14 protein-coding genes are annotated in these 20,202 nt (G+C 64.7%); 10 read left to right on the forward strand and 4 right to left on the reverse strand.

Annotation, left to right across the window (positions count from 1 at the left end; all coding sequences use genetic code 11):
• Window positions 1-36 precede the first annotated feature (36 nt).
• From AC0MRV_RS19495 to uvrA, 3 genes are all read right to left on the reverse strand, one after another.
• Window positions 37-249 (reverse strand): hypothetical protein, encoded by a 213-nt coding sequence (locus AC0MRV_RS19495; RefSeq protein WP_472766187.1) that lies wholly within the window; start codon window positions 247-249, stop codon window positions 37-39.
• Between the two features lie 107 nt (window positions 250-356).
• Window positions 357-1,013, reverse strand: a complete 657-nt coding sequence (locus AC0MRV_RS19500; RefSeq protein WP_472766188.1) for a hypothetical protein — start codon at window positions 1,011-1,013, stop codon at window positions 357-359.
• A 114-nt stretch (window positions 1,014-1,127) separates the two neighbouring features.
• A complete protein-coding gene (gene uvrA / locus AC0MRV_RS19505; protein WP_472766189.1) occupies window positions 1,128-4,004 on the reverse strand; it encodes an excinuclease ABC subunit UvrA in 2,877 nt (958 codons plus the stop codon).
• A 231-nt stretch (window positions 4,005-4,235) separates the two neighbouring features.
• Between uvrA and AC0MRV_RS19510 the strand changes: the two genes are divergently transcribed.
• From AC0MRV_RS19510 to AC0MRV_RS19530, 5 genes are all read left to right on the forward strand, one after another.
• On the forward strand, window positions 4,236-6,197 hold the full coding sequence (locus AC0MRV_RS19510) for a DUF1302 domain-containing protein (RefSeq protein WP_472766190.1): 1,962 nt from the start codon (window positions 4,236-4,238) through the stop codon (window positions 6,195-6,197).
• Between the two features lie 26 nt (window positions 6,198-6,223).
• The gene (locus tag AC0MRV_RS19515) at window positions 6,224-7,582 is read left to right on the forward strand and encodes a DUF1329 domain-containing protein (protein ID WP_472766191.1); all 1,359 of its coding nucleotides are present in this window, start codon (window positions 6,224-6,226) and stop codon (window positions 7,580-7,582) included.
• An 80-nt stretch (window positions 7,583-7,662) separates the two neighbouring features.
• Window positions 7,663-8,535: a WD40/YVTN/BNR-like repeat-containing protein gene (locus AC0MRV_RS19520; protein ID WP_472766192.1), complete on the forward strand. Its 873-nt coding sequence runs from the start codon at window positions 7,663-7,665 to the stop codon at window positions 8,533-8,535.
• 137 nt (window positions 8,536-8,672) lie between these two features.
• Window positions 8,673-11,018, forward strand: coding sequence for an efflux RND transporter permease subunit (locus tag AC0MRV_RS19525; protein ID WP_472766193.1), 2,346 nt, complete (start codon window positions 8,673-8,675; stop codon window positions 11,016-11,018).
• A 138-nt stretch (window positions 11,019-11,156) separates the two neighbouring features.
• The gene (locus tag AC0MRV_RS19530; RefSeq protein ID WP_472766194.1) at window positions 11,157-12,716 is read left to right on the forward strand and encodes a hypothetical protein; all 1,560 of its coding nucleotides are present in this window, start codon (window positions 11,157-11,159) and stop codon (window positions 12,714-12,716) included.
• Window positions 12,717-12,737: 21 nt separating this feature from the next.
• Here the strand turns inward: AC0MRV_RS19530 and AC0MRV_RS19535 are convergent, their stop codons facing one another.
• The gene (locus tag AC0MRV_RS19535; RefSeq protein WP_472766195.1) at window positions 12,738-13,673 is read right to left on the reverse strand and encodes a LysR family transcriptional regulator; all 936 of its coding nucleotides are present in this window, start codon (window positions 13,671-13,673) and stop codon (window positions 12,738-12,740) included.
• Window positions 13,674-13,771: 98 nt separating this feature from the next.
• On the opposite strand from AC0MRV_RS19535, the gene AC0MRV_RS19540 reads away from it, so the two are divergent.
• The 5 genes from AC0MRV_RS19540 (at window position 13,772) to AC0MRV_RS19560 (ending at window position 20,193) form a co-directional block, all read left to right on the forward strand.
• A complete protein-coding gene (locus AC0MRV_RS19540) occupies window positions 13,772-14,848 on the forward strand; it encodes a CmpA/NrtA family ABC transporter substrate-binding protein (protein WP_472766196.1) in 1,077 nt (358 codons plus the stop codon).
• Between the two features lie 317 nt (window positions 14,849-15,165).
• Window positions 15,166-16,551 carry a CmpA/NrtA family ABC transporter substrate-binding protein gene (locus tag AC0MRV_RS19545; RefSeq protein ID WP_472766197.1) on the forward strand — a complete coding sequence of 462 codons (1,386 nt, stop codon included), beginning with the start codon at window positions 15,166-15,168 and terminating at the stop codon, window positions 16,549-16,551.
• A gap of 138 nt (window positions 16,552-16,689) precedes the next feature.
• Complete coding sequence (locus AC0MRV_RS19550) at window positions 16,690-18,294, forward strand: ABC transporter permease (RefSeq protein ID WP_472766198.1); 1,605 nt, start codon at window positions 16,690-16,692, stop codon at window positions 18,292-18,294.
• Between the two features lie 28 nt (window positions 18,295-18,322).
• The gene (locus AC0MRV_RS19555) at window positions 18,323-19,315 is read left to right on the forward strand and encodes an ABC transporter ATP-binding protein (RefSeq protein WP_472766199.1); all 993 of its coding nucleotides are present in this window, start codon (window positions 18,323-18,325) and stop codon (window positions 19,313-19,315) included.
• Complete coding sequence (locus tag AC0MRV_RS19560) at window positions 19,312-20,193, forward strand: ABC transporter ATP-binding protein (RefSeq protein WP_472766200.1); 882 nt, start codon at window positions 19,312-19,314, stop codon at window positions 20,191-20,193. The genes AC0MRV_RS19555 and AC0MRV_RS19560 overlap by 4 nt, the downstream gene beginning before the upstream one ends.
• The last annotated feature ends 9 nt before the right edge of the window (window positions 20,194-20,202 follow it).

Below are 20,202 nucleotides of genomic sequence, written 5' to 3' on the forward strand. Positions count from 1 at the left end.
CAGGCGCGGCGATCACGGCGCGTTGCGTGCGCGGCGCTATTCCTTGTGCGTGACCCAGAGAACGGTGGCGACGGCCGCGAAGGCGAGCGTGGGCAGGATGACCCAGTTGGCGTGCAGCGGAACGCTCCAGTGTTGGAACGCCCAGTTCACAAACACGCACTTGGCCACGATCACCATCCAGGCGATGGCGAGGAACCAGCGCTCACCCCGGCTCAGCGGCACCGCCGGGAGATGTAAGTTCAGGTGCATGGTGACAGGATACGCCGACCGCCTCAGCCGCGCGCCGCGTCGCTTGGCCAAGCCTGCGCGGGACTTGGCCGGCCCCTGGCCCGCTGAAGGATTACCACCGCACCGCCTCAGGCCGCCAGCAGCTCCGCCGCATTGAGCAGAGCCTGCATCTTCGCCAGATCGATTTCGCCCGGAGCGCTTTCGATCGCAGCGCCGCTGAGCAACACGCTGCGGGCCTGCGCGGCGGTGATCGCGTCCGCGATCGTCTCGGTGCCGAGGCCGCCCGCCAACACCCATTCGCATTTGGCATGCATGGCCTGCAGGCGCGCAAATTCCCCCCAATCGCCGGTCTTCGCTTCGAGGTCCATCGAGTTCGGTCGGTAGCGATCGAGCACCATGCGATCCGCCAGCGGCAAGAACGCCAGATCGAGGATTCCGCCCGGCAACACCTGCGGCGCAAACCACAGCCGCTCCGGCGACACCGTATCGGTCCACAAAGCCACCTCGAAGAACGGGGTTTCGTTGGGGAAATAGATCATGACCTGATCGAACTCATCCCCCGCCACGGCCTCCAGGTCGCCAAAGCCGGGATTGCGCACGAGCGCCACTTTAGTGAGGCCCTCGGGTAGTTGCCCCCACCACGCGGCCCGGTCCGTCGCTTCCACGCAACGCGGCGACGTCGGGGAAACTTCCACCGCGATCGCATCAGCGCCCGCCGCCGCCGCGGCGAGCGCGACCTCGGGCGTGCGCACTCCTGCGACGCAGAACTTAATGGAACCGATCATGAAGAAAGAAGGAGACAGCGTGGCCATCCCCAGGAACTTGTGGGGCGGGGTTCACGCATGCTCCTTTGTCTTCGGCCGCAACCCCACTTGGGTTAAGAACTTCTTCCTAGGTTGTTATCCATCCGGCGCTTGCGCCCAGCGTCGCAGGGCCGCCCCCGTCAGGCTGCGCGGTTCGTCGACGATGCCGCGACGGTCGCCTGCATACACGATCTCGCCGCCGTCGCGCCCGCCCCCCGGCCCCAGATCGATGACCCAGTCGGCGAGGTTGATGACATCGAGGTTGTGCTCGATCACGATGACGGTGTTGCCCGCATCGCGCAGTTTGAAGAGCAGATTCATCAGGTGCTGGATGTCGACCCAGTGCAGGCCCGTGGTCGGCTCGTCGAGGATGTAGAGCGTCTCGCCCTGCTGCCGCTTGGAGAGCTCGAGCGAGAGTTTGAGGCGTTGCGCCTCGCCGCCCGAAAGCGTGGTCGCGGACTGGCCCAGTTGCAGGTAACCGAGCCCCACCGCCGACAGGGTCTCGAGCTTGTCCATGATCCGCGGGATATTCCGAAACAGCTCCATGGCGTCGCGCACCGACATGGCGAGCACGTCGGCAATCGAGTAGCCGTGGAAGAGAACTTCGAGCGTTTCGCGGTTGAAGCGTTTGCCGCCGCAGCTCGGGCATGGCGCGTAGGCGTTGGCCATGAACTGCATGTCGAGTTTGATCGCGCCGTCTCCCTGACAGCGCTCACAGCGACCGCCGCGCACGTTGAAGGAAAACCGGCTCGCCTTGTAACCGCGCACCTTGGCCAACGGAACCTGCGCGTAAAGGTCGCGCAATTGGTCGAGCAGCTTGGTGTAGGTGGCGGGATTGGATCGCGGACTCCGCCCAATCGGCGACTGGTCGACCTGCACCAGCTTGTTGAAGAAATCGAGGTGTTCGATGTGGCGATGCAATCCGGCCACCGACTTCGCCCCGTTCAATTTTTTCGCGGCCGCGGCGGCGAGGATGTCGTTGACGAGCGTGCTCTTGCCCGAACCGGACACGCCGGTCACGCAGGTCAGCAACCCGACGGGAAACCGGGCATCCACGCCGCGCAGGTTGTGCTGCCGCGCTTCGCGCACGGTGAGGAAAGCGCCGGCGGGAGATTTGTTGGCGACCGATTTCTCGACCTTTACGCGCTTGGCAAGATAGGGGCCGCTCACGCTGGCCTTGGTCGACGGCTTCATCAGCTCCCGCGGCGGGCCCTGAAAGAGCACGCGGCCGCCTTCACTGCCGGCTCCCGGACCGAGTTCGAGAATCTCGTCGGCCAAGCGCATCGTGTCTTCGTCATGTTCGACCACCAACACCGTGTTGCCGCGATCGCGCAGTTCGGTGAGCAGCGAGAGCAAACGCTCGTTGTCCGCCGGGTGCAGGCCGATGCTCGGCTCGTCGAGCACGTAGATGACGCCCATCAGGCCCATGCCGAGTTGGGTCGCGAGCCGCACGCGTTGGGACTCGCCGCCGGACAGCGTGCCGTAGTCGCGATCCAGTGACAGGTAACCCAAACCCACCTGTCCCAGAAAACGCAGCCGTTGCTCGATCCCAGTGACGACGTCGCGCAAGGCTTCCTCCTTTGAAAATCGTTCCTGCAAGTCCACCGCGACCTCGTGCGCCGCGCTCACATCGAGGGCGAAGAATTCCGGTAGGTTGAGCGTCCGTTCCCCAGCCCGCACCACCACCGCACCACTGCGCGCGTTGAGGCGGGTGCCGTGGCACTCCGGACACGCGCCGCTGATCATGAAGGTCGAGAGCCGAGCGCGAAAGCCGTCGCTCTCCGTATCGCGCCAGGTTTCATCCAGCGCCGGGATCACACCGGACCACGGCATCGCCTTGGGTTCGCGCATGCGCTTCAGCTTGAAGGCGAACAGTCGCTCCCCCGCCCCGTGCAACAAGGTCTCGCGCACCGTCTCCGGCAGCTCCGCCCACGGCGTGTTGGCGTCGAAGGGCAACTGCTCCGCGAGCTGCTTGAGCAGCGCGTTGTGTTTGATGATGAGATTTTTCCCGCCGAGGCGCCACGGTTTGATCGCACCACCCCGCACGCTCTTGCTCGGGTCCGGCACCACCAGCTCCGGCACGAAACGCAGCTTGCGCCCGAGTCCACCGCAGGTCGTGCACGCGCCTTGGCTGTGGTTGAACGAAAAGTGCCGCGGCGTGAGCTTCTCGAAGACATCGCCGCACACCTCGCAGGCCAGCGACTGGCTGAGCTGAATCTCGCGCCACGGTGCATCCCGATTCGCCTGCGCCAGAATCACCGCGCGGTCGCCGCCTTCGCGAAACGCCAGCTCGAGTGAGTCCGCCAGTCGGCTGCGTTGATCGACGGCTGCGACAAGCCGGTCCACCACGATGTCCACCGGCAGTTCGACCGGCGGCAAACCCGTCGGCAACAGCGCGGGGTCATCCAGCTGTTTCACCTCTCCCTGAAGCCGCACGCGCTGAAAACCGCGTTGGCGCAGGCGGGGCAACTCGTCGCGCAACACACTCGGTTTCGCCCGCAATGCCGGCGCGAGCACCATGACCCGCTGGCCGGCGGCCTCGGCCAGCACCCGCGCCACGTTGTCATCGAGCGAGCGTCGCACGACTTTGCCACCGTCTTTCGGGCAATGCGCCTCGCCGTGCAACGCCCACAACAACCGCGCGTAGTCGGCCACCTCGGTGACCGTCGCGATCGTGCTGCGGGGTGATTCGCCGGCCGTGCGTTGCTCAATCGCCAACACCGGGGAAAGGCCGTGCACGTAGTCGACGTCGGGCCGCGGCAATTGCTCGAGCACCTGCCGCGCCGACGTCGACAAGGACTCCATGTATTTGCGGTAGCCCTCGGCGTAGACCGTATCGAAGGCGAGCGAGGATTTGCCGGAGCCGGACGGCCCCGTGATCACCACCAACTTTCCCCGCGGCAGGCGCAGCTCGAGGTTCTGCAAATTGTGCTCCCGGGCACCTTTGATGTGGATGTGCGTTTCGGCCTGCATGTGGGCAAACGCACAACTTACCCAATTGCCTGCCACCGCAAGGGTTGAATCCAAGCAAATGGGTAACTTCCGGCCCCGTCCGTTCGGGCTTTTACCGCTTGTCTCGCATCACCCAGATCGTAACTTTCGCGTCACAAGATCACGCGGGTAAAACCCCCAACCCATTAACCGGGTGATTGTGTCGCCGGCCCCCCGGGCCGAGCGGCTCGACTCAAGAACCACACAACGTCCATGCAACCATACACCTCAGCCCGAGCCTGGTGGCTCGCGGGTTCACTCCTCACTGCCTCGTCTCTGTCTGCAATCACCTTCACCGCAGGCGACTTGAGTGGCAGCTTCGACACCACGATTTCCGTCGGCGGCATATACCGTCTCGACGATCCGGACCCGAAGCTCATCGGCACCTCCAACGGCGGCCTGGCCAACTCCGTCAACAGCGACGACGGCAACCTGAACTTCGGCAAGGGTTGGGTTTCCAAAGCCTTCAAGGTCACCTCTGAACTTGAGGTCCAGTTGGGCGACACCTTCGGCCTCTTCACCCGCGCCTCTTGGTTCTACGACGACGCGGTTGAAGGTGCCAACAACCTGCGCAAGCCGCTCACGCCGGCCGCCCTCGATTACTCCGGCAATCGCCTCGACTACTTCGACCTCTACGGCGTGTTCCGTTTCGATGTCGGGGACGTGCCGCTGGACATCCGTTTTGGTCGCCAGGTGCTCAGCCTGGGTGAGTCCACCTTCCTGCAAAACGGCAACAACATCATCAACCCGATTGAGGTCGCCAACATCCGCGTGCCGGGCGCCGAAGTCCGCGAGGCTTTCCTGCCCGTCAACATGCTCAAGGTCGCGGCCGACCTCACCGAAAACCTCTCCGTCGAGGCCTTCTGGTTGCTCGAGTTCCGCCACACCGAAATCGAGCCGGCCGGCACCTTCTTCTCGACCAACGATTTTGCCTCCCGCGGCGGCGACATGGTCTACCTCGGTTTCGGCGCCCTGTCCGATACCGGCACACTCGGCGCCATCCCGCGCGGCCGCGACGACGAGGGCAACGACTACAATCAATGGGGCCTCGCCCTGCGCTACCTCGCTCCCGGCCTGAACGACACCGAGTTCGGCCTCTACTTCGCCAAATTCCACAGCCGCCTCCCGCTGATCAATGCCCTCACGCCTTCGCGGGGTATCAGCTCAGCCGAGGTGCAGGGCACGGCTTCCGCCCTCGCGCAGCAGCAGCTCGTCCCGGCCATGCTCGCCAACGGCGTGCCGGCCCAGGCCATCCCCTCCATCCTGCCGCAGCTCCTCGGCGCCGCGCTCACCGATGTGCCGCTCGCCGCCATCGCGCAGCACCCCACCCTCGCCAATTTCGCAGCCTTCTACCCCGGTGCCCAACAGATCGCCGCCGGCGCCAAGCAGCTCGGCCTGCTCTCCGCCGCCGCCACCGCCAACTACTTCATCGAATACCCCGAGGACATCACGATGCTCGGCGCCTCCTTCAACGCCGACCTCGCCAACCTCGGCATCGCCTGGCAGGGCGAGGTCTCCTACAAGCAGGACATGCCGCTGCAGGTCGATGACGTGGAGCTGCTCTTCGCCGCGCTCTCCACCCTCGCCCCTCAATTCGGCGCCAACAACCAGCTCGGCAATTACCTTGGCCAATACCGCCAGATCATCCGCGGCCATCGCCGCCACGATGTGTGGACCGCCCAGAGCACCTTCACCAAGGTCTTCGGCCCCACCCTCGGCGCCAGCTCGCTCACAATGGTCGGTGAAATCGGCGGCCTCTGGGCCGACATTCCGGCGAAGGACGTGCTTCGCTACGAGGTGCAGGGCACCTATACCTCCGGCGACCCCACCGCCATGATCGGCACCGGCAGCACCCTGCCCGCCACGCCCACCAGCTACTTTGCCGACGACTTTGCCTGGGGCTACCAACTTCTCGCCCGCCTCGAATACAACAACGTCTTCGCCGGCGTGAACGTCTTGCCCACCGTCGCTTTCAGCCACGATGTTTCCGGCAACAGCCCGGCCCCCCTCTCCAACTACCTTGAGGGCCGCAAGTCGCTCAGCCTCTCCGCCGAGTTCGTATGGCAGAACGCCTGGTCCGCCGACGTCCGCTACGTCTCCTACTTCGGTGGCGGCGTGCAAAACCTCCTCGGCGACCGCGACTACTTCGCGACCACGCTCAAGTATTCCTTCTAACCCCCCCGAGCCACCTCACCCCTGATATGAAAACCTTTCTTCGACTCTCCGGTGGTCTTCTCCTTTCGACCGCCTGCGCTTCCTTTGCCCTGGCCGAAATCAGCGAAGCTGACCTCGCCCGCCTCGGCAACGACCTCACCCCGCTCGGCGCCGAAAAGGCCGGCAACGCCGATGGCTCCATCCCGGCCTGGACCGGCGGCATCACCACGCCGCCCGCCGGCTACAGCGTCGGCGACCATCACCCCGATCCCTACGCCGGCGACGCGCCGATCGTGACGATCACCCGCGCCAACCTCGGCCAATATCGCGACCAACTCACCGCCGGCGCCATCGCGCTGCTCGAGACCTACGACGACTACAAACTCGTCGTCTACCCGAGCCACCGCAGCGCGTCCGCCCCGCAGCGCATTTACGACGCCACCAAGGAATTCGCCCCCACCGCCCGCCTCGTCAACGACGGCTCCGGCGTTGAAGGCACCATCCGCGGCATCCCCTTCCCGGTCCCGCAAAACGGCCTCGAGGTCCTCTGGAACCACCTCCTGCGCTACCGCGGTGACGCCGCCGTGCGCCGCATCGGTCAGGCCGCCCCGTCGCGCAACGGCAGCTACACCATGGTCGAATTTGAGGACGAGTTCTGGTTCAACTACGCCCGCGACGACATCGGTCCCGGCGACCTCAACAACACCATCATCTTCTTCCAACAGGCCGTGCTCGCGCCGGCCCGTCTCTCCGGCACCATCCTGCTCGTCCACGAGACCCTCGATCAGGTGGTCGAACCGCGCCGCGCCTGGGTCTACAACGCCGGTCAGCGCCGCGTGCGCCGCGCCCCGCAGGTCGCCTACGACAACCCCGGCACCGCCGCCGACGGCATGCGCACCTCCGACCAGTTCGACATGTTCAACGGCGCGCCCGACCGCTACACGTGGGAACTCGTGGGCAAGCGCGAGATGATCGTCCCCTACAACAGTTACAAACTGCACAGCGACCAGATCTCGCCCGACGACATCCTCACCCCGCTCCACATCAACCAGGACCTCGCCCGCTACGAAAAGCACCGCGTCTGGGTCGTGGAGGCCAAACTCAAGGAAGGCACCAGCCACCTCTACCCGCGCCGCACCCTCTACGTCGACGAAGACTCCTGGCAGATCCTCGCCGTCGACCAATACGACTCGCGCGGCGAACTCTGGCGTGTCTCCGAAGCCCACTGCATCAACTATTACGACGCCCAAACCTTCTGGAGCACGCTTGAGGTCCACACCGACCTCATCGCGGGCCGCTACCTCGCCATTGGCTTGGACAACGACCAGCCGATGTATGACTTCAGCATCCAGCGCGACGAACGCGACTACTCACCCGCCGCCCTCCGCCGTTCCGGCATCAAGTGAGCACCGCCAGCGATCAGCGCAGATCCCGTGGGTCGGTTCCTCCGACCGCGGGAACCACCCTGGCCCGCGTCCTGTTCGCGTTGATCGCGCTTTCCGTTGCCACCGGTCTCCACGCCGCCGTCTCCGGCCCGCTGCTGCTCGACGCCACCCTCGCCGGTGATGCCATCATCACCGTCGGCGAGCGCGGTCTCATCCGCCGCTCGACCGACGGTGGCAAAACCTGGACCGACACCCCGTCCGGCGTCGCCACCACCCTGTGCGCCGTGAGCTTTGCCGACGCGCGCAACGGTTGGGCCGCCGGCCACGGCGCCGTCATCCTGCGCACCACCGACGGCGGCTTGTCGTGGAAACTTCAATACACCGGCCCCGACCCCGAGTCTCCCTTCCTCGACCTGCTGGCACTCGACGGTGGTCACCTCATCGCCGTCGGCGCCTTCGGCTCCTACTTCGTCAGCCACGACGCCGGCGCGTCCTGGGACCAGGAGTTCATTCTCGACGAAGACATGCATCTCAACCGCATCACGCGGCTGAACGACGGCACGCTCTTCCTCGCCGGCGAACTCGGCATGCTCCTCCGTTCGACCGACAACGGCGCCTCCTGGGACACGCTGTCGACCGACGAGGACGGTTCACTCTACGGCGTGCTGGAGCTTTCCAACCACACCCTGCTCGCCTACGGCCTGCGCGGCCGCGTCTATCGCAGCACCGACGGCGGCGACACCTGGACCGCCATCAAAACGCCGGGCACCGGCCTGCTCATGACCGGCATCGAACTCGACGCCGCCCACAGCATCATCCTCACCGGCCAAGCCCGCACCTGGTGGATCAGCCGCGACGGCGGCAAGAGTTTCACCGCCCCGACCGACGCCACCTCGGGCATCGCCGAACTGCTTCTCACCCCCAATGGCCAACTCCTCACCTTCGGAGAGCACGGCGCGCAACTGGCTCCGTAGGCAGAATTTTCAGACACAGAGGACACTGAGTTGATCACAGAGCGCACAGAGCCACTCCACCTCCCACTGCACTCCTTTCACCTGTGCCTCCGTGACTTCTTTGCCGCCTCTGTGACTTCTGTGCCCCACCCCTCTTCATGAAGGATCGCATCACCGATCTGCTCGAGAACTTCGTATTCGGTCAGCGCACCAAGTTGGTCGTGTGTTTCGCGTTGCTCACGGTGCTCATGGCGTGGTTCGCGTCACGCACGCACGTTGACGCGAGTTTCAAAAAGTCGCTGCCGCTCGACCACCCTTACATCGAGACTTTCACCGAATACGAATCCGACTTCGGCGGCGCCAATCAGGTTGTCATCGCCCTCATGGCGCGCAACGGGCAGGACATCTTCACCCCGGAGTTTTTCGCCGCCCTCCGCGAAGCCACCGATGCGGTCTTCTTCCTCCCCGGCGTCGACCGGGCCCAGGTGCAGTCTCTCTTCACCCCCAACGTGCGTTACGTCGAGGTGGTCGACGGCGGTTTCTCCGGTGGCAACGTCATCCCGGCCGACTTCACTCCCACGCCCGCCAACTTTGCCAAGGTGAAGGAGAACATCATCAAGTCGGGCAAACTCGGGCAGCTCGTCGCCAACGATTTCTCCGGCGCCATCATCAGCGCCCAACTTCTGGAGGTCGATCCCGCCACCGGCGAGCGCATCGACTACATCGAGGTCGCCAAGGCCTTGGAGGACAACATCCGCGGTCAGTTCTCGGGCTGGGCCGTCGATGTGCGCCTCGGCGTGCACATCATCGGCTTCGCCAAGGTCATCGGCGACATCTCCGACGGCGCGCAGAACGTGCTCTTCTTCTTCGGCGTTTCCTTCGTGATCACCGGCCTGCTCGTCCTCTTTTATTCGCAGTCGCTCAAGCTCACCGCCTTCACCCTCGCCTGCGCCTTCATCGCGGTGGTTTGGCAACTCGGCGTCCTCAACGCCCTCGGCTTCGGTCTCGACCCCTATTCGATCCTGGTGCCCTTCCTCATCTTCGCCATCGGCGTCAGCCACGGTGTGCAGATGATGCGCGCCTACCGCGCCGAGGCCTTTGCCGGTCACAGCAGCGTCGAGGCGGCCCGCGCGGCCTTCCGTCAGTTGTTGGTGCCCGGTGGGGTGGCGCTGCTGACCGATACCCTCGGCTTCGTCACGATGCTCATCATCAAGATCGAAGTCATCCGCGAGCTGGCCATCACCGCTTCGCTCGGTGTCGCGGTGATCATCATCACCAACCTTTTCCTACTGCCCATTCTGCTCTCCTACGTCGAACTGCCCGACCATTACCGCGAAAAGATCTCCGGTCGGCGCACCCGCACCGACGCCGCCTGGAAGAAGATCTGCATCGTCATGCGCCCGGGCGTCTCGGCCACGATTCTGGTGATCTGCGTCGGACTCGGTTGGTGGGCCTTCGGCCAATCCCAAAAGGTTCGCATCGGCGACCTGCACGCCGGCGTGCCCGAACTGCGTCAGACGTCCCGTTACAACGAGGACAGCCGCATCATCACCGACCGCTTTTCCATTGGGGTCGACATTCTCAAGGTCATCGCCGAGGGCGGTCCCAACGCCTGTGTGGACTACGACGTCGTCACGCTGATGGATCAGTTCCAAGGTCACATGAGCCAGGTCCCGGGGGTGCAGTCGATCATCAGCCTCACCTCCGTCGCCAAGACCGTGAACGCCGGCTGGAACGAGGGCTCGCTCAAGTGGCGCATCCTGCCCTCACACCCCCAGGCACTCGCCCAGGCTGTTTCTCCCATCGAGACCTCAACCGGCCTGCTCAACGCCGACGGCAGCGTGATGCCCATCCTCATTTTCCTCACCGACCATCGGGCCGAGACGCTCACGCGCATCACCGATGAGGTGAAGGCCTTCGCGGCCGCCAATCCCTCGGACAAGGTCAAATTCCGCCTCGCGAGCGGCAACGCCGGCGTGATGGCCGCGACCAACGAGGTCGTCGCCGCCGCGCAATACCCGATCGTCTTCTGGGTCTTCGGCGCGGTCATCACGCTGTGCCTCGTCACCTTCCGCTCCGTGCGCGCGATGTTGTGCATCGTGCTGCCGTTGCTGCTGGTGAGCTACCTCGGCTACGCGCTCATGGTCGCCCTGCAGATCGGACTCAAAACCTCCACCCTGCCCGTGGTCGCGCTGGGCGTTGGCATCGGCGTGGACTACGGCATCTACATCTTTTCCCGCTTCATGGCGGCGCGCGCCGAAGGCATGGGGTTTGAGGATGCCATGTTCGAAGCCTTCACCCGCACCGGCAGCGCGGTCGTTTTCACCGGTCTCACCCTCGCGATCGGCGTAAGCACCTGGATTTTTTCGGAGCTCAAATTCCAGGCCGATATGGGCGTGCTGCTCACCTTCATGTTCCTCGTCAACATGATCGCCGCCATCATCATCCTGCCCGCCCTCGCCCGTTGGCTCTTCGCCAAAGTGGGCCAAGATTCTGCTTCCTAGAATCCTTCGTCCGTTGAGACTCTGAGCCCAATGGCCGTATTGGGACTGATCGTGCTTCTTTGGGGGAGCGGATTGCCGTGGGTTCGCGCACGGGACCTGGCCCCTTGGCGGCGCGCGGCGCTGGCGCCCTTTGCGGGCATGCTGTCCCTCTTCCTCCTCGGCACCCTCCTCCACCTCCTGCAGATTCCGGCGGGTTGGTGGTTCCTCGCCAGCGTCGGCGCGGCGGCTTCGCTGTGGCTCTGTCGTGGCGAACTGAATACTTGGGCCCACGACCGGCAGACTCGCGGCTTGCTGCTCCACCTGCTGGTCTGGACCGGCTGGCTGCTCGCGTGTCTCGCGCTTATCCGTCACTACTCCGGCGGCGATTGGACCAATGATTGGATCGGCCACTACCATCGCACCCAACACATTCTGCACCAGGCGCCGGGCGACGAGCGCTTCTTCGCCACCGATCCCTTCCCTTCCCGCCCACCGCTCCTCAACACCATCCTCGCGTTCGTGCTCGCGGCCACCGGCGACACCTACGCGCATTTTCAAGTCGGCATGCTCTGCCTCGGGGCCTTGGCCTTGCTGCCGGCCCGGCTGCTGCTGGCAGAACTGACCTCTGAACACAGTCAACGCGCCGAAGCTTGGTTGCTGGTGCTTTTCATGGCCTCCCCGACCTTGACGCAAAACGCCACGTTTCCATGGACCAAGCTGGGCACCGCTGCCTGGATTCTGTTGGCCGGCGTCGAAACCTGGCGCGGACTACGGCATGGCAGGAGCCGCGACTTGCAGTGGGCCGGAGCCTTCGCTGGCGGCGCTGTGGCCAGTCACTATTCGGCCGCCATCTATCTGGTCGTGGCCGTGGGCACCGTCGCATGGCTCGCCCGGCGCGCGACTCATCGGCGGGCTATTCTCCGCGCTCTGCCGATCGCAGCCGCACTGTTCCTGCTGGTGATGGGCACGTGGCTCACGTGGTCGATCACGCGCTTTGGATGGGTGACCACCTTCGCTTCAAACTCGACCGTGAGCTACGCCCAGGAAGGCGACGCAGTCACTGCGTTCTGGATCAACCTGCAGCGCACCATGCTGCCAGCCGGTCTGCTCCCCGCGGCGGATTCACCGTGGAATCCGCCCGGCAACCCGTGGGCCGCCGCCCGGGACCACGCGTTTCATTTTTACCAGGGCACCCTGCCCGGGTTGCTGGGATCGGGCGGCCTGCTGCTTTTGCTCCTGGGCCATCGCCTTTGGTGGCCGTTCTTGCGGCGCCACGGGATCGCGGCTGTTCCCGCTGCGGCCCTGGTGCTGTTGGGCATCGCGGCGCACACCCAAGCCGGCCCTTGGGGCGTCGCGCACATTTGTTTGCTCACGGTGGCGCTGGTGTTCCTGCCGGCCGCCGCGGTCATGCTGACGCATCTCTCGCTCCGCGCGCGATCGCTGGTCGCCGCCGCGCTGCTTCTCGATTTCACGATGGGCGTGGGTCTGCAACTGATCCTGGAACAGATTCACGTTCCCGCGGAGCTCTTGGTTTTCGCCGACGGCGCGCCGCTGCGCGCGGCTTACGGTCAAACCTTGTGGTTGAACGCTGCCATGCAGGCCCAAGCCGGAACAGAACTGCTCGGCACTTATCTTCCTGAGGCCGTGGCGACGCCACTCACCGTATTACTCGGTGCCACGTTCGTCGGCGTGCTGGTTCGGACGCTGAAGACCACCTGAAGCCCCGACGAGCGTCATGGGCTAGGCCGCGCGCTCCGGACGCTCCAGGTCCAGCATTTCGGCGGCCGCTTCAAACAGGCCGAGAAAGGTCTCCTCCGCGAGACCGAGTTGGCGGCCCTTGAGATGGCCGAAACCCCACTCGCGCCGCAACGGCGTCTGACCGAGCGGCACCGGCACCAAGGAGCCCTCCTCGACTTCCTTTTGCGCCACCCAACGGGCGAAGACGCCCACCCCCAGACCGATCTTCACCAACTCTTTCGCAGCCTCCATGCTCCCCATCTCGATCGGATTCTGCACCGTCACGCCTTCGCCACGCAGGTAATCGAAGACCATGCGGTAGGTGTAGGTGCCTTTGTTGTAGAGCACGTAGGTTTCCTTGCCCCGATCCTCCGCCGAGGGCACCACCTGCGGTTTGCCGGCCCAGCGATGGTTGGGCGCCACATACATCTCCAAGGCATCCACGAAGACCGGCCGAAAATCAATGTCCTCGCGGCTCGGCGGACGCAGCATGAGCGCCAGGTCGATCTCGTTGGCGCGGAGCGCATCGCCCATCCCGGGACTGTCGGCCGGCTCGATGCGGATCACGCATTCGGGAAAACTCTGCTTAAATTCGCGCAGCACGCTTGGCAGCAGGTATTGGCACGCCGTCGTGCTGGCACCCACGCGCAGCCGCGATTGGCCCCAACTGCTCAACTCCTCGATGCCACTGCGCGCATCCTGCATCTCGCGCAGAATCCGGTCGGCGTGCGAAAGCAGGCGCTCGCCGGCCTGCGTGAGGTGCGCCTTCTTGCCCACCCGGTCAAAAACTTTGGTGCCGAGATCGGTTTCGAGCGCCTTGATGGCGTGGCTCACGGCGGACTGAGTGAGAAACAGTTCCTTGGCCGCGCGCGTGAAGCTGCCGTGGCGGGCCAGCGTGGTGAAGGCAAGGAGTTGGCGACTGTCGAGGAGAGCGGGCATACGAATGGGTCGTTGGATGAGCGGAACGAACCATCACCTAGCATTTCATGCGCCAAGCTCATCATCTTGGCACTCCGCTAGCTGAGGCCGCGCCTTGTATGCCACGCCGTTCTACCACCTCAGCCACCAAACGCCCTGTCTCCGGGCTGCGTGTGCGGTTGGGATTCATCGCTCTGGTCGACGCCGCGCCACTCATCGTCGCGCATGAATACGGCTTGTTCAAAGAACAAGGCCTCGAGGTCAACCTCCGCCGGGAACTGGGTTGGGCGACCATTCGCGACAAGATCGCCTTCGGCGAACTGGAGGCGGCTCAGGCCATCAGCTCCTTGTTGATCTCCACCCGTCTCGGTCTCGGCGCGCCCGCCACGCCCTGCCTCACTGCCTGTGTGTTGAGCATGGGCGGCAACGCCATCACACTCGCCAATTCCTGGTGGGACGCCGGCGTGCGCGACGCGCAATCCTTCCACGACGAAATCATCCGTCGCCGGCACGAACACCAAGTCGTGCTGGGCGTGCCCGGCCACTGCTCGACGCATTATCTGCACCTCTGCGAATGGCTTACGTCCGGCGGCATCAACCCGCGGCGCGACGTGCGCATCGTCACCGTTCCGCCCCCCCAGGTTTTTCGCAATCTCTCCGCCGGCACCATCGACGGCTACTGCGTCGGCGAACCGTGGAACTCCCTCGCGGTGCAGCACGGCATCGGCTGGTGCCCGGCCACCAGCGACCAAATCCATCCCGGCGAGCCGGAAAAGGTGCTCATGGTTCGCTCCGACTTCGCGCAGAATCGTCACGAGGAACACCTCCGGCTGATCAAGGCCCTCACTGCCGCCGCCGCCCGCTGCGAGGAGGCAACCTTTCGCCCCGAACTCGTGAAGTTGCTCGCCCGCCGCGAATACCTCAACCAGCCCGCCAAGGTCATCGCTGCCTCTCTCGTCGGTCCGATGCAACTGGGCCAAGGCCGCACCGCCGATCAATCCACCTTCCTCCGCTTCGGTGTCGGCGAGAGCGCGGTGCCCAACCCGCACCAAGGCGATCAAATTCTCGAGAGCCTGCGGCGTCACTGTGTGCTGACTCCCGGCCTGAGCGTGCCTCCCAACCTCAGTCGCGATCTATTTCGCCGCGACCTGCATCAACAGGCCATGAGTCGCGACGAACGGCCCTCCCCGGCCTGATCCCGCCTGGCAGTCTTCATCGCGCAAAAGTGATCGCAGCCCTCAGAGCGCTTTTGCTCACCACCGCGCCGCTCGGACGCACGCGGCCTCTCGCAAGGTCCGCGCGGCGCATTTACCAAACGCATGCTGCCGCCACTTCTCCCCACCGCAGCCAACGGATCGACTCATGTATGAATGATCTGACGCATTTTCAGCGAATCGATACATGTCGCTTTTTGTCCATTTTGGCACGCTTGGCATTTCTGCGGCTAAAACAGGGGGCGACTGCGCAAGCCGCGCACTCATCTGCGACCCGATTCCAACCTGTCTATCCTGCCATGATTCGCTCCCTTCCACGCTTCTCGACCCGCCTGCGTCGCGGTGCTTCGACCGTCCTCGTCGGCCTGTTGGCCGTCGCTGGCGCAGTTCGCGCCCCCGCCCAGCTCACTCCGGAAAAAACCGAACTCAAATTCGGTTTCATCAAACTCACCGATTGCGCCCCGATCGTGATCGCCAAGGAAAAGGGCTTCTTCACCGACGAAGGACTCGCCGTGGAAGTGATCGCCCAGCCCAACTGGAAGACGCTCCTCGACAACGTCATCTCCGGTAACCTCGACGGAGCGCACATGCTCTCCGGTCAGCCCATCGCCGCCACCATCGGCATCGGCACCCAGGCCCACATCGTCACCGCCTACACCCTCGATCTGAACGGCAACGGTATCACCGTTTCCAACGCGGTCTGGGAGCAGATGCAGCTCGAGGACCTCGACCTCGACACGCCCACTCCGGAGCACCCCATTTCCGCCAAGGGCCTCCGCCCGGTCGTCGACGAATACCTCGCCAAGGGCGCCAAGCTCCAGATGGGCATGGTTTTCCCCGTCTCGACCCACAATTACGAGATCCGCTACTGGCTCGCCGCCGCCGGCATCCACCCGGGCATGTATACCGCCACCGACATCGGTGGTCGCACCGACGCCGAGGTCGAACTCTCCGTCACCCCGCCTCCGATGATGCCCACCGTGCTCGAGGCCGGAAACATCCAGGGTTACTGCGTCGGCGAACCGTGGAACCAGCAGGCCGTCGCCAAGGGCATCGGCGTTCCCGTCACCACCAACTACGACATTTGGAAGAACAATCCGGAAAAGGTTTTCGGTGTGTCCAAGGCCTGGGCTGACGCCAATCCCCAGACGCACATCGCCGTCATCAAGGCCCTCATCCGCGCCGGCAAGTGGCTCGATGAGACCGACGCCTCCGGCAAGCTCGTCAACCGCGAGGAAGCCGTTCGCATCCTTGCCCAACCCAACTACGTCGGCGCCGACTACGACGTCATCAAGAACAGCATGACCGGCACCTTCATTTTCCAGAAGACCGACGTGCGCGAGATGCCCGACTTCAACGTCTTCTTCAAATACCACTCCACCTTCCCGTGGTATTCCGACGGCATCTGGTTCCTCACCCAAATGCGCCGCTGGGGCCAGATCACCGAAAGCAAACCCGCCGAGTGGTATGCCGAAACCGTCAAGGACATCTACCTGCCCGACGTCTACCTCGCCGCCGCCAAGCTCCTGCTCGAAGAGGGCCACATCGCCGAGGCCGACATCCCGTGGGACACCGATGGCTACAAGCCGGCCACCGATGAGTTCATCGACGGCAACCCCTACGACGCCCGCGACCCGATCGGCTACATCAACTCCTTCGCCATCGGCAACAAGGACTCCATCTGAGTCCCGCTCCATTCCAGAAAACTCAGTCCGAAGTTAGTCCCTAGCTGTAGTTCATTAGCGGCGGCGGGACCGTAACCAAACGGCCCCGCCGCCCCCTTCCCTCTCCGCCGCGCCGCCTCGCCCTTCCTGTCTCCAGAAATGAAATACAAGATCCTCAAAGCCCTCGATACCGCCGGCCTCCAGGTGTTCGACCCCGTCGTCCGCCTCTGCTACGGCGAGGAACCGAAAGCCCAGCTCAAGAAGATCGGCCAATTCATTGTCATCCCCCTGGTGACGTTCGGGCTCTTCCTCATGTTCTGGAACTACGCCGGACCGCGTCACACCACCAAATCCGGTGAGGTGCCGACCCCCGGGGTGGTGGTCGACGCCGCCAGCGGCGTGCTCACCTTCCACGAACGTGAAACCATCAAGGGCGAGGATATGCTGCGCACCGGCGCCGACCGCGAGGCCGCCCTCGCCGCCGTCGAAGCCCGCATCGCCGAACTCACGCCCCTCGCCGCCACCGCGGCCGAGGAAGTGAAGGCCACCGAAGCCGCCTCCCGCGAACACCTCAAGGAGAGCACGGCCGACATCAACGCCGCCTACCGCGCCAAGCGCCTCGAATACCGCGACACGGCCGCGGCCCGCCAAACCGAATTGAAGGCCCTCGCCGCCCAAGTCGTCGCCGGCGACGCGACCGCCGAACAATTGCTCGCCGCCGTCCAGGCCGACCAGGCCGCCACCGACGCCGAAACCGCCGAGATCCAAGCCCTGCGCGACGAGCGCACCGCCCTCGAGAACGCCAAATACCCGCCCCTCATCGCCGCCCGCACCGCCTCCAACCGCCTCGAGGAGGAACTGCAATTCCTGCGCAAGCGCCGCGACCTCCTCACCGATGACAACCGCGACCTCAAGGTCGCCACCGCTCAAGCCCAGATCGACGCCCTCCGCGCCGATCTCGCCGCCGCGTCCGACCCCGCCGCTGCTTTGAAGGCCGCCACCGCGATTCAGCAGCAGGAGGGTAACCTCGCCACGCTTGAGACCGCCACCTACTCCAAACCCTGGACCCTGCCGGCGCAGATCGACCGCTCCGTGCGCTGCGTGATCTTCGGCTTCCTCGTCGCCTCCGTCATCGCGATCCCGATCGGCATCCTCTGCGGCCTGTCGCGCATCTTCATGGCCGCGATGACGCCGATGATTTCCCTCTTCAAGCCGGTCTCCCCCATCGTCTGGCTGCCCATCATCTTCATCATCGTCGGCGGCTTCATCCCCGATCCCTCCGACAGCGCCCTGCTGCGCTTCTTCGACAAAATCCCCGGCCTTGCCGGCATGGACGTCAATCCGGCCTTCCTCGCCTCCGCGCTGACCGTCGCGATGTGCTCCCTCTGGCCGACCTTGGTCAACACCGCCCTCGGTGTGGCCTCGATCGACAAGGACCACCTCAACGTCGCCCGCGTCCTGCGCCTCGGCTTCTTCGCCCGCCTCTTCAAGATCGTCATTCCCTCCGCACTGCCGCTCATGTTCACCGGTCTGCGCATCTCGCTCGGCGTGGGCTGGATGGTGCTCATCGCCGGCGAGCTGCTCTCCTCCTCCGAGGGCATCGGTAAATTCGTCTGGGACATGTTCAACAACGGCAGCTCCCAGACCTTCGCCCAAATGTTCGTGGTGGTCTTCGTGGTCGGCGCCATCGGCCTCGCCTTCGACCGCATCATGATCGTCCTCCAACGCCTCGTCTCCTTCGACGGCGCACCGACCGCGATCTGATCAGTTTTCTCAACCACAGATTACACAGATGAACACAGATACACTGGCGCCCTCCTCTGCGACCTCTGCGTCCTCTGCGGTTAAACCCGCGCCTTACCTTGAGCTCAAAGGGGTCAACGTCGGCTACGGACCGTCCAACAACCGCACCGAGGTGCTGCACGAGGTGAACCTGCAAGTGCAGGAGAACGAGTTCGTCGCCATCATCGGTTTCTCCGGTTCCGGCAAGTCCACCCTCGTCAACCTCCTCGCGGGTCTCCAACAACCGGATACAGGGGAGGTGCGGATGGCCGGTGAGCTCGTCACCGAACCCGGCCCCGAACGCGGCATCGTTTTCCAGAACTACTCGCTGCTGCCCTGGCTGAGTGTGGCGGGCAACATCGAGCTCGCGGTCAAATCGGTCTTCCCGCAGTTCACCGCCGCCCAACGCCGCGCCCATGTCGCCCGCTACATCGAGATGGTGAGCCTCACCCCCGCGGCCGACAAAAAGCCCCGCGAACTCTCCGGCGGCATGCGCCAGCGCGTGTCCCTCGCCCGCACCCTCGCCATGCAGCCCGGTGTGCTGCTCCTCGACGAACCACTCTCCGCCCTCGACGCCCTCACCCGCGCCAACCTACAGGACGAGATCACCCGCATCTGGGAGCAGGACCGCCGCACGGTCGTGCTCATCACCAACGACGTGGACGAGGCCCTGCTCCTCGCCGACCGCGTCATCCCGCTCACCATGGGTCCGAACGCCACCCTCGCGACCTCGTTCGAGAATACCCTCGAGCGGCCCCGCGACCGCACCGCCATGAATCACGACCCGGCCTTCAAACACCTGAAAGCCGAGATCACCCACTACCTGCTCGAGCTCAACCGCGAGGCCAAGGCCCTGCGCGTCAACCAGACCCTCGCAATGCCCAACGTCCTGCCGGCCGATTTCTCCACCGGCCGCCGCGAGCCCCCTCGCGCGGTCACCCGCGAGGGTATCCGCGAGGCCAATACCCGTTTCAACGACGACTCCGATTCCTCCGCTGCATGAAAAACGATCGCTTCCTCGAGATTTCCAACCTCGTCAAAGCCTACCCCAATCCCTTCGGGGCCGAGGTCAAAGTCGTCGACGGCTTCAACCTCACCGTGCGCCAGGGTGAGTTCATCTCGGTCATCGGCCACTCCGGCTGCGGCAAATCCACCGTGCTCACCATGATCGCCGGCCTCAACGAGATCTCGGATGGCGGTATCGTGGTCGACGGCCGCGAAATCGCCGGACCCGCCCCCGACCGCTCGGTTGTGTTCCAGGCCCCCTGCCTCCTCCCGTGGCTCACCGCCTGGGGCAATGTCATGCTCGGCGTGAAGGAGGTCTATCCCCATGCCACCAAGCAGCAGAAGAAGGACATCGTCGCCTACGCCCTCTCCGCCGTCGGCCTCGCCTCCTCCATGCACAAATACCCGCGCGAGATGTCCGGCGGCATGCAACAGCGCGTCGGCATCGCCCGCGCCATCGCGCTCAAGCCCAAGATCCTCCTGCTCGACGAACCCTTCGGCCGGCTCGACTCGCTGACCCGCATGGAGCTGCAGGATGTCATTCTCGGCATCCTCGACCGCGACCAGATCACCACCATGTTGATCACGCACGACGTCGATGAGGCCATCTACATGTCGGACCGCGTCTGCATGATGACCAACGGCCCCGGCGCCCGCGTCGGTGAGCTCATGGAAATCGACTTCCCCCGCCCCCGCGATCGCGACGCCATGATGACCGACGATCGTTTCTTCGCCTACCGCGAACGTCTGCTCCGCTTCCTCGACGAATGCGAGCACGCCAAAAAGGCCAAGGCCCCCCCGGCCCGCCCCGGCCAACCGGCCGCCCAACCCACTTTCCGTCAACGCATCAGCGGCGCGATTGCCGCGATGTTCTGACCGAAAACC

This window comes from Actomonas spartinae, assembly GCF_051209155.1.
In the GTDB taxonomy this organism is placed as follows: domain Bacteria; phylum Verrucomicrobiota; class Verrucomicrobiia; order Opitutales; family Opitutaceae; genus Actomonas.

Bases quoted from the DNA above. Each gene is read 5' to 3' on its own strand.
- AC0MRV_RS19495 (WP_472766187.1), bottom strand. From the start codon at position 249: ATGCACCTGAACTTACATCTCCCGGCGGTGCCGCTGAGCCGGGGTGAG.
- AC0MRV_RS19500 (WP_472766188.1), bottom strand. From the start codon at position 1,013: ATGATCGGTTCCATTAAGTTCTGCGTCGCAGGAGTGCGCACGCCCGAG.
- uvrA (WP_472766189.1), bottom strand. From the start codon at position 4,004: ATGCAGGCCGAAACGCACATCCACATCAAAGGTGCCCGGGAGCACAAT.
- AC0MRV_RS19510 (WP_472766190.1), top strand. From the start codon at position 4,236: ATGCAACCATACACCTCAGCCCGAGCCTGGTGGCTCGCGGGTTCACTC.
- AC0MRV_RS19515 (WP_472766191.1), top strand. From the start codon at position 6,224: ATGAAAACCTTTCTTCGACTCTCCGGTGGTCTTCTCCTTTCGACCGCC.
- AC0MRV_RS19525 (WP_472766193.1), top strand. From the start codon at position 8,673: ATGAAGGATCGCATCACCGATCTGCTCGAGAACTTCGTATTCGGTCAG.
- AC0MRV_RS19530 (WP_472766194.1), top strand. From the start codon at position 11,157: ATGCTGTCCCTCTTCCTCCTCGGCACCCTCCTCCACCTCCTGCAGATT.
- AC0MRV_RS19535 (WP_472766195.1), bottom strand. From the start codon at position 13,673: ATGCCCGCTCTCCTCGACAGTCGCCAACTCCTTGCCTTCACCACGCTG.
- AC0MRV_RS19540 (WP_472766196.1), top strand. From the start codon at position 13,772: ATGCCACGCCGTTCTACCACCTCAGCCACCAAACGCCCTGTCTCCGGG.
- AC0MRV_RS19545 (WP_472766197.1), top strand. From the start codon at position 15,166: ATGATTCGCTCCCTTCCACGCTTCTCGACCCGCCTGCGTCGCGGTGCT.
- AC0MRV_RS19550 (WP_472766198.1), top strand. From the start codon at position 16,690: ATGAAATACAAGATCCTCAAAGCCCTCGATACCGCCGGCCTCCAGGTG.
- AC0MRV_RS19555 (WP_472766199.1), top strand. From the start codon at position 18,323: ATGAACACAGATACACTGGCGCCCTCCTCTGCGACCTCTGCGTCCTCT.
- AC0MRV_RS19560 (WP_472766200.1), top strand. From the start codon at position 19,312: ATGAAAAACGATCGCTTCCTCGAGATTTCCAACCTCGTCAAAGCCTAC.